Genomic DNA, 14127 nt, shown 5'->3' on the forward strand with positions numbered 1-14127 from the left:
GCACCGTCTCGCTCGGGACCCTCTCCTCCGGAAACACTTCCCCGGCCGAAGGCCGGATACAGAATGAGTGGGGACGACGGTGCGAATCGGCCCATGAGCGAGGGACGACACGAGGTGGCAGCCGCGCGGCACCGATGCGTCCGCCGCATGCACGTCCACTGCCGCTACAGCTGCCTACCGTACATCGCACTGAACATGTCGAACCTGGGCGGCTGCTACGACAACGAGGTCGACCGGCACGTCACCCAAACCGTCCGCGCTCTGCTCAGCCGCGGCCGCGAGAGCGGCATCTTCCGCGGCGAGCTGTCACCACACGTGCTACTCGCCATACTCATGGGCCTGACGAACCAGGCGGTGCAGCTGGTGCTGCGCGAGGACGTCGGCGTCGAACAGGCCAGCGACGCCGTGATCACGATCTTCCTGCACGGGACGGCGAGCCCGGATCCCCCTCGGCCACAGGGGTGACCAGGCGACAGCGTGACGCGTCGGCACCCTGACCGCCGACCTCCAGCTCGACTTCGCCGCCCACCTGGAAAACACCCTTGCCCGGTACATCACCGGGACACCAACCCGGGCCGGCACCTGATCACCGTTCAACGTGCCTACGGCCCAGTGGTAGCGGGCGGTTCAGAGCCTGCAACCCCGGTCGCGCGCAACGTCGTGGTCGCGACGCCGCACGCCCTGCAGGCCTGCGAAGGACCAGACTGGCGAGGGCGGCGGAGCGGGGGCCCTGCCCGTCGGGTTCATGGTGATCAGGGAGCGCACCGCTACGTACACGCCACTCCGGGATCCCTGGGCGGCGTCGTCCTCCCGCTCGTGGCGCTCCTGGTCGGCGCTGCCGTACCGCGCCGCGCTCGCCGCCTCGCCAAGCGCCGCGTTCGCCGAATCGCGCGCCGGTGCCTTCGCCCAGGGGCAGTGGCCCCAGCGGAACCGGTCGCCCGCTCCGGTCAGACGTTTCCTCAGACACACATGGCCACCTGCCGACCGCCATATGCTCCGCTTATATCTTGATTCAACGAAGTCCTCTACCGGGCGCCACAAGTATTGCCTAACTTGGCTGGCACATCGCGGAACCTACCGCGCAGCTCCATCCCTGCCGATCGAGCGAGGCATAACCATGGCGTATCTTCAGATCACACTGCAGGTGGACCCGGCCAGCCGCGTCGCGGCCGCGGGCGTGTACGAGAAGTACAAGCAGCCGTTCCTGGACACGGTCCCGGGCGCCACCAGCAAGGAACTCCTCGTCCGGGACGAGGACGTCCAGGTCCTCCACGGCTTCCAGAGCGTGGCCGACGCGAAGGCGTACCTGGAGAGCGACCTGTTCACCCGCGACGTGGTGGGCGGTCTGTCGCCACTGCTGAAGGCGGCACCCGACGTGCGCGTCTACGACACGGTCTGAGTGATGGGCGACCTCATCGCGCTGCTGCGCGAGTACGACCGGGCCCGCACTTATACCGACGATCTGTGGCGGGACCTCACGCGGGACGAGGTGACCTGGCGTCCGCACGAGGATTCCAGTGCCATCGGATGGCACCTGGGGCACCAGGCGCATGTCGCTCACTTCATGATCCGCAACCTGACCGCGGCCGAGCCCAGCCCGGACCCGGAGCTGGACGGGCTCATGGACTCGGCGAACCCGGAGAAGTTCCGCGGCGCTCTGCCCACCGTCGAACGGCTGACCGCGTTTCGCGACACCGTCGCCGAACGCGTCCACGCCCGTATCGGTGACATCGCCGCGGGCAAGGTCGGCGCTCCAACCCAACTGACCATCGTCGGGACCCACTTGCTGACGGCACTGATCAATCACGAGTACCAGCACGACCAGTGGATCAGCGAAGTCCGGGCCAAGAACCTCGGTCACGTGTTGCCGCCCGATCCCGCCTCGGACCGGCTCAGCCTCAGCCGTGTCGACGGCTACCTCGTCCTCAACCCCTACGCCTGACCAACACGCACAGGAGCACTACATGTCCAGCACCACCTCCCTCGACTTCACCGGCCAGAAGGTCGTCGTCATCGGCGGCACCAGCGGCATGGGCCACGCCGTCGCCCGCCACGTCCTCGACGCCGGCGGCACCGCCGTGGTGACCGGCCGCTCGCAGGCCAACGCCGACGAGGCCGCCGCCGCACTGTCCACCCACGGCAAGGCCGTCGGTCTCGCGGCCGACCTGACCGACCCCGCGGCCCTCGACCGCCTGCGCGAGACGCTCACCCAGGACCACGCCGACGCCACCCTCCTCGTCAACGCGGCCGGTGTCTTCGCCCCGAAGCCCTTCCTGGAGCACACGGCTGCGGACTACGACCGCTACCAGGCCATCAACCGCGCCTTCTTCTTCATCACCCAGACCGTCGTCAGCAACATGATCGACCGCGGCGCCAGGGGTTCCGTCGTCAACATCGGCTCCATGTGGGCGCATCAGGCCATCGCCGCCACGCCCTCGTCGGCGTACTCGATGGCCAAGGCCGGACTGCACTCCCTCACCCAGCACCTCGCGATGGAGCTCGCCTCGCACGGCATCCGCGTCAACGCGGTCGCCCCCGCCGTCGTACGCACGCCGATCTACGAGGAGTTCATCCCCAAGTCGGACGTCGACTCCGCCCTCGACGGCTTCAACGACTTCCACCCGCTCGGCCGCACCGGCACCCCCGACGACATCGCCGCCACCGTCGCCTTCCTCCTGTCGAACCAGACCGACTGGGTCACCGGCGCCGTCTGGGACATCGACGGCGGCGTCATGGCCGGCCGCAACTGACCTTCGACCAGGCCGCACGGGCTGTCGCGGCCCCCTAGCCGCTCCTGCCCCCTGGTTCTTCGGCGAGAGGACCGGTGGTCGCGCCGCCGGCCACACGTCAGCCGGACGACTCGTCGCCGACGCGCCGTTCCCGTGTCACGGAGGCGTGGGACGGCGCCATCGGACCGGCCCCGAGACCGCCGGCCTCTTGCCGACACCAGGGTGCGGGAGCGCCCCGCCCGCAGCGCTTCAGAGGTCGTCGCTGTGGTCGATATCCACGTGTCATTTCAACGAAGGAATCAGCAAGCATGTCCCTGATGAACGACATCGACGTCCAGGCCCTGCGGGACACCAAAGACGCTGTCCGGGCCAACCCCGAGCTCGGCCAGGCCAAGTTCTCGGTCAACGGATCCTGGCAGGGCGGCTGCCGGCTGACCGCGCGGACGGGCACGCTGACCGCAGGCGGCGAGCGCGACGACAAGCGCGTCGCAAAGTACACGATGAGCAGCGACGAACCCGTCGCTCTGCTGGGCTCCGACACCGCCGTGTCCCCCGCGGAGTACCTGCTGCAGGCCCTCGCCGGCTGCTACACCGTCACGCTCGCCGCGCACGCCGCCGCCCGGGGCATCGAGCTCAAGGACTTCCGCCTGGAGCTCGAAGGCGACGTCGACCTTCGCGGGTTCCTCGGCATCGACCCCTCGGTCCGTCCGGGCCTGCAGCAGGTGCGTGTCCGTCTGCACATCGACGCCCCGGACGCCCCCCGCGAGCAACTGGAGGAACTCGTCGCCCTCGTCGAGAACCGCTCGCCCATCCGCGACACCCTGGTCAGCCCCATCGACGTCGTCACCACGCTCGCCTGATCGCGCCAGCCGGCCAGGCATGAGCCACGGCCCCGCCCGAACGCCGACCGAATAGATCGCGCGCGGGCGGGGCCGCTTGTCGATTACTGATCGGACACCACAGAGTTGGAAGAGGAACGACCCATGGTCGAGCAGGACGAGCGATTCGATGTTGTCGTACTCGGCGCCGGGCCCGGTGGCTACGTCGCCGCCGTCCGTGCAGCCCAGCTGGGCAAGCGCGTCGCGGTCGTCGAGGAGAAGTACTGGGGCGGCGTCTGCCTGAACGTCGGCTGCATCCCCACCAAGGCCCTGCTCCGCAACGCCGAACTCGCCCACATTTTTACCCACGGGGCGAAGACCTTCGGTATCAAGGTGGATGGGCAGGTCTCCTTCGACTACGGCGAGGCCTTCCGCCGCAGCCGCAAGGTCGCCGACGGCCGCGTCAGGGGCGTCCACTACCTGATGAAGAAGAACAAGATCACCGAGATCGACGGCCGCGGCACCTTCCTCGACCCGCACACCCTCCAGGTCACCGGCTACGACGGCGACACCCGCACCATCGGCTTCGACCACTGCATCATCGCCACCGGCGCCACCCCCAAACTGCTGCCCGGCACCAAGCGCAGCGCCCGCGTGGTCACCTTCGAGGAACAGATACTCGCCGACGACCTCCCGCAGTCGATCGTCATCGCGGGCGCCGGCGCCATCGGCATCGAGTTCGCCTACGTTCTGCACAACTACGGCGTGAAGGTCACCATCGTCGAGTTCCTCGACCGCATGGCGCCCCTGGAGGACGCCGAGGTGTCCGCTGAACTCGCCCGCCAGTACCGCAAGCTGGGCATCGACGTCCTCACCTCCACCCGCGTCGACACCATCGACGAGTCCGGCCCCCAGGTCCGCGTCACTGTCACCGGCAAGGACGGTCAGCAGCAGATCCTCGAGGCCGACAAGGTCCTCCAGGCCATCGGCTTCGCACCGAACGTCACCGGCTACGGCCTGGAGAACACCGGCGTGAGGGTCACCGACCGCGGCGCCATCGACGTCGACGGCCGCTGCCGCACCTCCGTCCCGCACCTGTACGCCATCGGCGACGTCACTGCCAAGCTGATGCTCGCCCACGCCGCCGAGGCCATGGGCATCATCGCCGCCGAGACCATCGCCGACGCTGAGACCATGGAACTCGACTACGCCATGATCCCGCGGGCCACCTTCTGCCAGCCCCAGATCGCCAGCTTCGGCTACACCGAGGCCCAGGCCCGCGAACTCGGCCACGACGTCAAGGTCGCCAAGTTCCCCTTCGCCGCCAACGGCAAGTCCCACGGCCTCGGCGATACCACCGGCTTCGTCAAGCTCATCAGCGACGCCAAGTACGGCGAACTCATCGGCGGCCACCTCATCGGCCCCGACGTCACCGAACTCCTCCCCGAACTCACCCTGGCCCAGCAGTGGGACCTCACCGTCCACGAGGTCGCCCGCAACGTCCACGCCCACCCGACCCTGAGCGAGGCCGTCAAGGAAGCCGTACACGGCCTGGCCGGCCACATGATCAACATGTGAGCCGCCGACAGTCGTTCGCGGCTGCCCTTGTCCTCGCCGAGCTGGCCCAGCGGCCCCTTACCTTGCCGATGGGCCAGTGGCATTGCCGCCAAGTGATCGTGCTCGGAGACAGCTTGGAGCCCTCAGCAGTGTGTCTCTTCCGGCCGGCTGCCGTCAGGTCGGGACAGCCGCGCGTTCCCGGGCGGCACGGACGGCGGCCGACAGGCTCGTGATGTCGTAGGCACCGTGGTGTCTGCGGCCGTTGACGAAGAACGTCGGTGTGCCGGCCACGGTGCTGAGGTCCGCGGACTCGACGTCCTCGGCGACATGGGCGGCGCCGGCGTGGGCGTGCATGTCCCGTTCGAAACGATCCGTGTCGAGGCCGATCTCCTCGGCGTAGGCCAGCAGGTCCTCGAAGCGCAGGGCGCCCTGATGGCTGATCAGCACCTCGTGCATCTCCCAGTAGCGGTCTTGCAGCGCGGCGGCCTCCGTGGCCTCGGCGGCGAGCTGGGCATGGACGTGGACGTGGACGTGGACGTCGGTCAGCCGAGCATGAGCCGCGTGCAGGAGTCGTCCCGGTGCGCGTCATGGCTGTCGACCCGCCATGCCGCTCCCCACTCGGGCCCGAATCCCTCCTGGGCTACGGCTTGAGCCAGGTGCCTCCCGTTCCCGACGGCGTCCTGCACCGGCATGGCCGATACGGGAGCGGTGGGGTCGATCCGGTACGGCCGCCACACCAACTCGACGCCGAGTCCGGCGATCACCGGGTCGGCCAGAGCCTTCTCCAGGCACCGTTTGCCGAGGTACGCCCATGGACAGACCCGCCCGCCCAGACTTCGATACGCATGACGTCCCTCATGGCGTTATTGCTGGTAGCCCTCGACAGTGCGAGCGTCGCGGACGGCGGCCTGGTCCGGGTCCTCTCCGAACTCACGGCGGGCGGCCCGCTGGCGCAGCAGGTCCCAGCAGTGGTCGAGGGTCTGCTCGACGGTCGTGAGCCGGGAGCGGCGGCCGGCCGAGTCGGTGCGCCCGTCACGCAGGGCGTGCTCCTCGCCCGAGTTCGGCGATGCGGCGGTGGATGTCCTGCTCCTGCACGCGGGACCTTTCTCTCCCGGTCTACTTCTGTCGAAGTTGTCCTTGGTGAGTTCCAGGGCGCTCATGGGTTACTGCCTTTCAGGGGCGATGCGTTGTCGTGGCGGGACTGCCGCATCGCGGTCAGTCGAGCGGGAGGTCGAGCAGGGCGTTCTCCACCACTTCGGGCATGGCCGGGTGGATCCAGTACTGGCCCGTGGCCATGGAGCGGGCGTCCAGGCCGAAGGACATGGCCTGGATCAACGGCTGGATCAGCGTCGGTGCTTCGGGGCCGATGATGTGCGCGCCGAGCAGCTCACCGGTGGCGGGGTCGGCGATGACCTTCGCGAAGCTGGTGGTGTCCTCCATGGCCCACCCGTGCGCGATGCCGCTGTAGTCCCGTGTAGCTGTCACATAGGTGCGCCCGGTGGCCTGCGCCTGCTGTTCGGTGAGCCCGACGGAAGCGATCCTCGGGGAGGAGAACACCGCGTGCGGGACGTAGCGGTGGTCGGAGGCGCGGAGGTCGTCCGGGCGCAGCAGGTTGTGCTGGACGGTGCGGGCCTCGTGGTTGGCGACGTGCTTGAGCTGCCAGGGGGAGGAGATGTCGCCGAGTGCCCACACTCCGGGCACCGAGGTCGCCTGCTGTGCGTTGACGACGATCCGGCCGTCCGGATGCAGTGCGAGCCCTCCCGCGGCGGCGTCCACGAGGTCGGAGTTGAGCCGACGGCCGGTGGCCACCAGCAACTCGTCGGTCTCCAGCGCCTCCGCGCCCTCGGGGCCTTCGAGGTCGAGGAGCAGCTTGTCCCCGGCTCTCGCGGCGCGCAGCAGCTTGCGGTTGAGGCGGACGTCCAGGCGGCCGCATGCCAGTTCGGTGAAGCGCCGTGCCACGTCCGTGTCCTCGTGCCGCAGCAGTACGTCACTACGGGCGATCAGCGTGACCTCGACGCCCAGGGACGAGAACACGTGAGCCATCTCGGTGGCGACAAAGCCTGAGCCGAGGACGGTCATGCGGCGCGGAAGCCGGTCCATGCGCATCACCGTGTCACTGGTGTGGTAGCCGAGCGCGTCGTCCAGGCCGGGCACCGAGGGGATGTCCGGGCGGCTGCCGGCGGCCACCACGACCTGGTCGGCGGTGATCGTGACCGGCCCGTCGGCGGTTTCCACGGTCAGTCGACGCTCGCCGGTGAAACGGGCGGCGCCTCGGTAGAGGGTGACGTTGTCACGACCGTTCGCACGGTACCGCTCGCCGCCTGCGGCGAGGGGATCGATGCGGCCGAAGATCCTGTCGCGCACGGCGGGCCAGTCGACACCACGCAGGTCCAGGTCGACGCCCAGTGCGGCGCCGTGTTCCGGAGCGCGGGCCGTGTCGGCGGTGTGCACGAACATCTTGGTCGGGATGCAGCCGACGTTGAGGCAGGTGCCCCCGAAGCTGTCGAGGGGACCGACACCCTTCTCGACGATGGCGACCTTCCAGTCGGCGAACCGCTTGTCGACAATCGTGTTTCCGGACCCGGAGCCGAGGACGACGAGATCGAAGTGATGGTCCATGGGGATCCCTAGCGGCTGGTGGTGGCAGTGATGACGCCGCGGCTGCCCGGGACGCCGGGCACGGCCAGTACGGCCCGCGCCGCTCGCTCTCCGGCCGCGAGGGCGCCTTCGATGTGTCCGGCGTTCTCGGTCGCCGTCTCGGTCGACGCCCAGTGCAGGCGTCCGTCCAACGCGGGTTTCCGGTAACGGGGGTGGCCGAAGAGCGAGTAGTCGGCCAGGCGCTCCACGGTGGACGGAGAGGTCCACCGCTCGGCGCTCCAGTTCTGCACGTGCAGGGCCTCGGGGGTGCCCGCGGCCGGGCCGAAGAGTTGCGCGAGCTGGGCGGTGACGGCCTGGTCGAACCCCGGACGGACGGTGCTCGCGTGCGCGAAGCCGAAGAGGGCGGCGGGCCGGCCGTCGGGCCCGGACATGTCGTGGATCTCCTGGAGCGGCCCGGTCCTGCTGATCACCGCGCCGGCCAGTCCCTCCTCCCGCCAGAACGCTGTCGGGTAGTGGGCGACCACCTTCGCCACGGCTCCCATCCACACCGGCGTGGACCGGCCCAGGCGTACGAGGTCGGCGGGCAGCGCGTCGCCGAAGTCGATGCGCTCCAGCGCCAGCGCCGGCGGGAGCGCCAGGACGACGTGCTCGGCACGCAGGCTTCCTGCCGGAGTATGTACGGCGAGGCCGCCCTGGCCGTCCGGGTGGACGGCAGTGACGGGCGTGTTCAGCCGCAGGGACTCGGCGGGCAGCGCGGCGGCGAGGGTGGTCGCGATGCTCTGGGCTCCGGCGGCGAAGCGGCGGGAGGGCGCGTCGACCAGGTTGCCGCGCAGGCGGCGTACGTCGGTGGTCTCCTGGAGCAGGGTGTCGCCGGCGAGGTACTGCTCGAAGGTCTCGATGCCGCTGTGTGCGGCCAGGGCTCGTACGCGCTCCTCGCCGTCCCAGAACCAGGTGGCTCCCAGATCGAGGGCCCGCTCGGGATGCGAGGTGGCAGCGGAGAGCAGACGTCCGCCGATACGGTCGCGGGCCTCCAGGCAGACCGCGTCGCGGCCGGCGGCGTCCAGGGCGGTGGCCGCGGCCAGCCCGGAGGCGCCGCCACCGACCACGATCACGTCGTGGCTGTCCTGGTGGGACATGGATGTCTTCCTTTTCAACGCTGGGAGGGGGTGGTCAGGCGGTGTCGAGAACGATGCGGAAGCGGGGGGCTCCGGAGCGCAGTCGGGTCACGGCTTCGCCGGCCTGCTCCAGAGGGATGCGCTCGACGAGGGGCCGTACGCCGTTGGTGACGGCGAACCGCATCGCCTCTTCCGTCTCCGACGGGCTGCCGGTCAGGTGTCCGGTGAGGGTGTGGCCGTTCATGACCAGCCGGGCCGCCGGAACGGTCACGGACCCCGCGTCGACGCCGACGAGGGTGAGCTGTCCGTGCACGTTCAGCCCCGTGAGCAGTTCGGCCACGGGAGCGGTGGAGGAGGCGGTGTGCACGATGAGATCCGCGCCGCCCAGTTCCTTCAGCGCGGCACCCGGCGCCTGGGCGGTGCTGTCGATGTAGTGGTGGGCGCCGAGGTCGCGGGCGGGTTTCTCGCGGTCGCCGCCCCGGGCGATGGCGATCGTCTCGTAGCCGAGATTCGCCGCGAACTGGACGGCGAGGTGCCCGAGTCCGCCGAGTCCGAAGACGGCGACGCGACCGCCGGCACGCGTGCCGGCCTTGCGTACGGCGTTGAAGGTCGTCACGCCCGCGCAGCCGAACGGGGCGGCGTCGAACGGGTCGAGCCCGTCGGGGATACGTACGAGGGCGTCGGCGGGCACGGTGATGCTCTGGGCCCAGCCGCCCGGGTAGGACAGGCCGGGAATCTTGCGTTCCGGGCAGTGGACGACGTCACCTGCCCGGCAGAAGGAGCAGTGACCGCAGCTCCCACCGAACCAGCCGACAGCCACGCGGTCCCCGACCGCCCAGCCGTCGACCTGGTCGCCGAGCTCGGCGACGACGCCGGCCACCTCGTGCCCCGGCGTGACCGGGAAGGACGTACCCGCCCCGGCCGCGGCCGTCCCGAGGTCGGCGTTGCACACACCGCTCGCCATGACGGACACACGCACCCACCGGCCCGTCGGCGACGCCGTCTCGGTGAGGGAGGGATGCAGTGGGCCTCGGGGCTCGGTCACGACCATGGTCACGGCGGTGTCCGACATGGTTCCTCTTCCCTCTTCAACCCGACGGGGCATATAGATGATGGTTATGCTGAATCAGCAGGACCCCAACCGTAGGCAGGAGAAGAGCAGCCTGGTAGGGGACATCAGTGAATGGAGCGATAAGGCATGGCTATGACCGATCGCCTCAATCCCGAAGGGCTCCGGTACGCGCAGGCGGTCGCCGAGACCAAGTCGTTCAGCGCCGCCGCACGCGCGTACGGGGTCACCCAGCCGGCCCTGTCCAACGGGATCGCCAAGCTGGAGGAGCGCCTCGGCGACAGGCTCTTCGACCGGTCGCCGCGCGGGGTGACCCAGACCGCGTTCGGCACGCGGATCCTGCCCCTGATCGAGCGCGCCCTGGTCGCCCTCGACGCGGTCGCGGCGGAGGCCAGACGGCTGACCGAACCCGGCGAACAGAAGATCCGCATGGGCGTCTCACCCCTGATCGGCGCCCATCTGATCGCCCGGGCGTTCGGCAAGGTGCAGGACCTACCCCAGCCCCGCGACCTCGTGCTGCGCGAGGCGAACATGCAGGATCTGCGCGAATGCCTGCTGGCCGGGCAACTCGACATCATCCTGATCCCGGCGGTCACCGCGATGCCGCGCTTCGAGCACCGGGTCATCGACGTCGAACCGATCGTCGTCGTCAGCCCCGATTCGGCGGACGCGGCTCCGCTCGAACTCCAAGAGGCCGGCAAGGAGCAGTTCATCCTCGTGCCGGACACCTGCGGCCTGACCACCTTCACCACGCAGCTCTTCCAGGCACACGAGATGCCGCTGTGCACCTATCCGGGAGAGGCCGCCAGCTACCAGGTCCTGGAGGACTGGACCAAGCTGGGCCTGGGCTCGGCCATGGTCCCCCGCTCCAAACTCACCGCGCCCGACGTCCCGCACAGACCGCTGATGAACGAGGGCCGTGAAGTCCAGATCTCCTTCGAAGCGGTCTGGAGCCCCGACTCCCCCCTCGGCCCGGACCTGCTCCGCCTCGCCGACAGCCTCGCGGCCGCCCGCCGCTAGGGAGCACCTCGCGGGCTACCCTCACCCACGTGGTGGTCAGCAGCCCCCACTGCCGAAAGCGGCACCCCCCAAGCGCACCTCAATCTGCGTCGACACGCACGCCGCACTCACACAGGGTGCGGCCGACGACGGAGCGAGCCCGTCGTACAGCGTCTTGGCGACGGTTGCCGAACAGCAGGCATGACTGACGCGCGGCCAGAGGCCCACCGACATCACCGACTGCTCGCTCGCCGTCACCCAACTCGCCGCCGTCCAGGAACTCGGCTACGGCGTCACGACCGGCCGCGCGGCTACGGACCACTTCGAACGCGTGGTCACCGGCAATAGGGGAACCCGCGGCCACCGCGGAACTACTCGCCGTACAGAGAATTCGAACGCCTGGCGGAGCGCGGAGCAGTCAGTTGGCCAGAGTCGCTGGACGAATGGCCTCGGCCCAAAGCGTCGGCGAGCTCGGTCGGCGGCGGCTTCGGCCGCGCGGGCGCGATCATCACCGGGATCCAGGGAGAGCTGGCGGTAGGCGCTACCAACCGGCAGCAGCGCGTCGGCGCGGATCACGAAGGCGCGGACTCTCGCCCGCTGCAGCCCGAGGGCGTTGAGCAGACCCAAGGCGGCTTTCACGAGCGCGGATGAGTGGTCGGTGGGCTCCGACAAGGAGCTCTCTGTGGACCCTACGTACTGGGGCGTTCGTGTTACATACCCCACACGTCGAACCGTCTCTCTTGTGCAAACCCTCCTTGGCCCGGAGCACCCTCGTAGGCCAGGATCGGCTCTCATGGACCTGCTGACGACGCTGGTGGACAAGGGGCTTCGGCGCGAGATGCCGACCCGCGAGGAAGCGCTGGCCGTACTGGCCACCTCCGACGACGACCTGCTCGACGTGGTGGCCGCGGCCGGCAAGGTGCGCCGGCAGTGGTTCGGCCGCCGGGTCAAGCTGAACTACCTGGTCAACCTCAAATCGGGCCTGTGTCCTGAGGACTGTTCCTACTGCTCCCAGCGCCTCGGTTCCACCGCCGGCATCCTCAAGTACAGCTGGCTGAAGCCGGACGAGGCGTCACAGGCGGCGGCCGCCGGTTTGGCGGGTGGCGCCAAGCGGGTCTGCCTGGTCGCCAGTGGCCGGGGCCCGACGGACCGGGACGTGGACCGGGTCTCCGACACCATCAGGGCGATCAAGGACCAGAACGAGGGCGTCGAGGTGTGCGCCTGTCTCGGCCTCCTCTCCGACGGCCAGGCCGAACGGCTGCGCGAGGCGGGCGCGGACGCCTACAACCACAACCTCAACACCTCCGAGGCCACCTACGGCGACATCACGACCACGCACACCTACGCCGACCGCGTCGACACGGTGCAGAAGGCGCACGCGGCCGGTCTGTCCGCCTGCTCCGGCCTCATCGCGGGCATGGGCGAGAGCGACGAGGACCTGGTGGACGTGGTGTTCTCGCTCCGCCGGCTGGACCCGGACTCGGTGCCGGTCAACTTCCTGATCCCGGTCGAGGGCACGCCGCTGGCCAAGGAGTGGAACCTCACCCCCCAGCGGTGTCTCAGGATCCTGGCGATGGTGCGGTTCGTCTGCCCGGACATCGAGGTGCGGATCGCGGGCGGCCGCGAGGTCCATCTGCGCACGATGCAGCCGTTGGCCCTCAACCTGGCCAACTCCATCTTCCTCGGCGACTACCTCACCACCGAGGGCCAGGCGGGCAAGGCCGACCTGGAGATGATCGCGGACGCCGGATTCGAGGTCGAGAGCACGGACCAGGTGACGCTGCCGGAACACCGGGTGCCGGCCGGAGGCGGCTGCGGCTCGCACGAGAGCGACGCCGGTTGCGGTTCCCAGGGGCTGTGCGGCTCCACTCCTGAGACACCGGCCACGACCACGGTCCAGGAGGCCCGTACGGATCTGGTCGCCGTACGCCGCCGGGGTGCCGGAACTGATCTGGCGCCCAATGCCTGACCTGCCCGTACCGGAACTGCTGGCGCTCGACCGGCGGCACGTCTGGCATCCGTACGGCCCGATGCCCGGTCGGCAGGAGCCGCTCGTCGTGGAGTCGGCGAGCGGCGTGCGGCTGCGACTGGCCGACCGGTCGGACGAGTTGGTCGACGGCATGTCGTCCTGGTGGTCGGCCATCCACGGCTACAACCACCCGGTGCTCAACGAGGCGGCGCACGAGCAACTGGCCCGGATGAGTCATGTGATGTTCGGCGGGCTCACGCACGAGCCCGCCGTACGGCTGGCCAAACGCCTCGTCGACATCTCGCCGGAGGGCCTCGAACACGTCTTCCTCGCCGACTCCGGCTCGGTCTCGGTCGAGGTCGCGGTCAAGATGTGTCTGCAGTACTGGCGTTCGCTCGGCCGCCCCGGCAAGCAGCGGCTGCTGACCTGGCGCGGCGGCTACCACGGCGACACCTGGCAGCCGATGTCGGTGTGCGACCCCGAGGGCGGGATGCACGAGCTGTGGCAGGGCGTGCTGCCGCGTCAGGTGTTCGTGGACGCGCCCCCGGCCGAGTACGACGAGGCGTACGCGGAGCGGCTGCGCTCGGCGATCGGACGGCATGCCGACGAGTTGGCCGCGGTGATCGTCGAGCCGGTGGTGCAGGGCGCGGGCGGGATGCGGTTCCACTCCCCCGCGTATCTGCGGGTGCTGCGCGAGGCATGCGACGCGCACGACGTGCTGCTGGTGTTCGACGAGATCGCGACCGGTTTCGGGCGTACGGGTGCGTTGTTCGCGGCGGAGCACGCGGCCGTGACGCCGGATGTGATGTGCGTGGGCAAGGCGCTGACCGGCGGCTACATGACGATGGCGGCGACGCTGTGCACCGCGCGGGTGGCCGAGGGGATCTCGCGGGGCGAGGTCCCGGTGCTCGCGCACGGCCCCACTTTCATGGGCAACCCCCTTGCCGCGGCCGTGGCGTGCGCCTCCATCGACCTGCTCCTCGGGCAGGACTGGCAGACCGAGGTCAAGCGGATCGAGACGGGCCTGCGGGACGGACTCGCCCCGGCGGCGGAGACCGAGGGTGTCCGGGACGTCCGTGTCCTCGGGGCCATCGGCGTCGTGCAGCTCGACCACGAGGTGGACATGAAGGCGGCGACACGGGCCGCGGTGCGAGAGGGCGTGTGGCTGCGGCCGTTCCGCGACCTCGTCTACACGATGCCGCCGTACGTGACCGGCGATACGGACGTGGCACGCATCGCGCGCGCGGTGTGCGCGGCGGCACGGGAGGGATGA

At 69.8% G+C, this 14127-nt stretch carries 14 protein-coding genes and 2 pseudogenes; 9 read left to right on the forward strand and 7 right to left on the reverse strand.

Features of this window, described 5'->3' with window-relative positions:
• Positions 1-93 precede the first annotated feature (93 nt).
• The 6 genes from AB0959_RS05595 (at position 94) to lpdA (ending at position 5125) form a co-directional block, all read left to right on the forward strand.
• Positions 94-465 carry a hypothetical protein gene (locus tag AB0959_RS05595; protein WP_366824988.1) on the forward strand — a complete coding sequence of 124 codons (372 nt, stop codon included), beginning with the start codon at positions 94-96 and terminating at the stop codon, positions 463-465.
• A gap of 652 nt (positions 466-1117) precedes the next feature.
• Positions 1118-1399 carry a hypothetical protein gene (locus AB0959_RS05600; protein ID WP_366824989.1) on the forward strand — a complete coding sequence of 94 codons (282 nt, stop codon included), beginning with the start codon at positions 1118-1120 and terminating at the stop codon, positions 1397-1399.
• Between the two features lie 3 nt (positions 1400-1402).
• Positions 1403-1942: a DinB family protein gene (locus tag AB0959_RS05605; protein ID WP_366824990.1), complete on the forward strand. Its 540-nt coding sequence runs from the start codon at positions 1403-1405 to the stop codon at positions 1940-1942.
• A 22-nt stretch (positions 1943-1964) separates the two neighbouring features.
• Positions 1965-2750 (forward strand): SDR family oxidoreductase, encoded by a 786-nt coding sequence (locus tag AB0959_RS05610; protein ID WP_366824991.1) that lies wholly within the window; start codon positions 1965-1967, stop codon positions 2748-2750.
• Between the two features lie 287 nt (positions 2751-3037).
• Positions 3038-3589 carry an OsmC family protein gene (locus tag AB0959_RS05615; protein WP_366824992.1) on the forward strand — a complete coding sequence of 184 codons (552 nt, stop codon included), beginning with the start codon at positions 3038-3040 and terminating at the stop codon, positions 3587-3589.
• Between the two features lie 123 nt (positions 3590-3712).
• Positions 3713-5125, forward strand: coding sequence for a dihydrolipoyl dehydrogenase (gene lpdA / locus AB0959_RS05620; protein ID WP_366824993.1), 1413 nt, complete (start codon positions 3713-3715; stop codon positions 5123-5125).
• A gap of 153 nt (positions 5126-5278) precedes the next feature.
• Here lpdA and AB0959_RS05625 read toward each other — a convergent pair.
• From AB0959_RS05625 to AB0959_RS05650, 6 genes and pseudogenes are all read right to left on the reverse strand, one after another.
• A pseudogene (locus AB0959_RS05625) lies at positions 5279-5629 on the reverse strand (DsbA family protein); the annotation flags it as partial.
• A 17-nt stretch (positions 5630-5646) separates the two neighbouring features.
• On the reverse strand, positions 5647-5937 hold the full coding sequence (locus AB0959_RS05630) for a DsbA family protein (protein WP_366825220.1): 291 nt from the start codon (positions 5935-5937) through the stop codon (positions 5647-5649).
• A gap of 30 nt (positions 5938-5967) precedes the next feature.
• Complete coding sequence (locus tag AB0959_RS05635) at positions 5968-6264, reverse strand: DUF2630 family protein (protein WP_366824994.1); 297 nt, start codon at positions 6262-6264, stop codon at positions 5968-5970.
• Between the two features lie 55 nt (positions 6265-6319).
• Positions 6320-7723, reverse strand: a complete 1404-nt coding sequence (locus tag AB0959_RS05640) for a mycothione reductase (RefSeq protein WP_366824995.1) — start codon at positions 7721-7723, stop codon at positions 6320-6322.
• A gap of 8 nt (positions 7724-7731) precedes the next feature.
• Positions 7732-8838, reverse strand: a complete 1107-nt coding sequence (locus tag AB0959_RS05645; RefSeq protein WP_366824996.1) for an FAD-dependent oxidoreductase — start codon at positions 8836-8838, stop codon at positions 7732-7734.
• 34 nt (positions 8839-8872) lie between these two features.
• A complete protein-coding gene (locus AB0959_RS05650) occupies positions 8873-9889 on the reverse strand; it encodes an alcohol dehydrogenase catalytic domain-containing protein (protein WP_366824997.1) in 1017 nt (338 codons plus the stop codon).
• 126 nt (positions 9890-10015) lie between these two features.
• Here AB0959_RS05650 and AB0959_RS05655 point away from each other — a divergent pair, with 126 nt between their 5' ends.
• Positions 10016-10906, forward strand: a complete 891-nt coding sequence (locus tag AB0959_RS05655) for a LysR family transcriptional regulator (protein ID WP_366824998.1) — start codon at positions 10016-10018, stop codon at positions 10904-10906.
• 397 nt (positions 10907-11303) lie between these two features.
• Here the strand turns inward: AB0959_RS05655 and AB0959_RS05660 are convergent.
• Positions 11304-11572, reverse strand: a pseudogene (locus AB0959_RS05660) (ImpB/MucB/SamB family protein); the annotation flags it as partial.
• A gap of 106 nt (positions 11573-11678) precedes the next feature.
• On the opposite strand from AB0959_RS05660, the gene bioB reads away from it, so the two are divergent.
• Together bioB and AB0959_RS05670 are read left to right on the forward strand one after the other, a co-directional pair.
• A complete protein-coding gene (gene bioB, locus AB0959_RS05665) occupies positions 11679-12854 on the forward strand; it encodes a biotin synthase BioB (RefSeq protein ID WP_366824999.1) in 1176 nt (391 codons plus the stop codon).
• The gene (locus AB0959_RS05670) at positions 12847-14127 is read left to right on the forward strand and encodes an adenosylmethionine--8-amino-7-oxononanoate transaminase (protein WP_366825000.1); all 1281 of its coding nucleotides are present in this window, start codon (positions 12847-12849) and stop codon (positions 14125-14127) included. The genes bioB and AB0959_RS05670 overlap by 8 nt, the downstream gene beginning before the upstream one ends.

This window comes from Streptomyces sp. NPDC046862, from assembly GCF_040704615.1.
GTDB lineage: Bacteria > Actinomycetota > Actinomycetes > Streptomycetales > Streptomycetaceae > Streptomyces.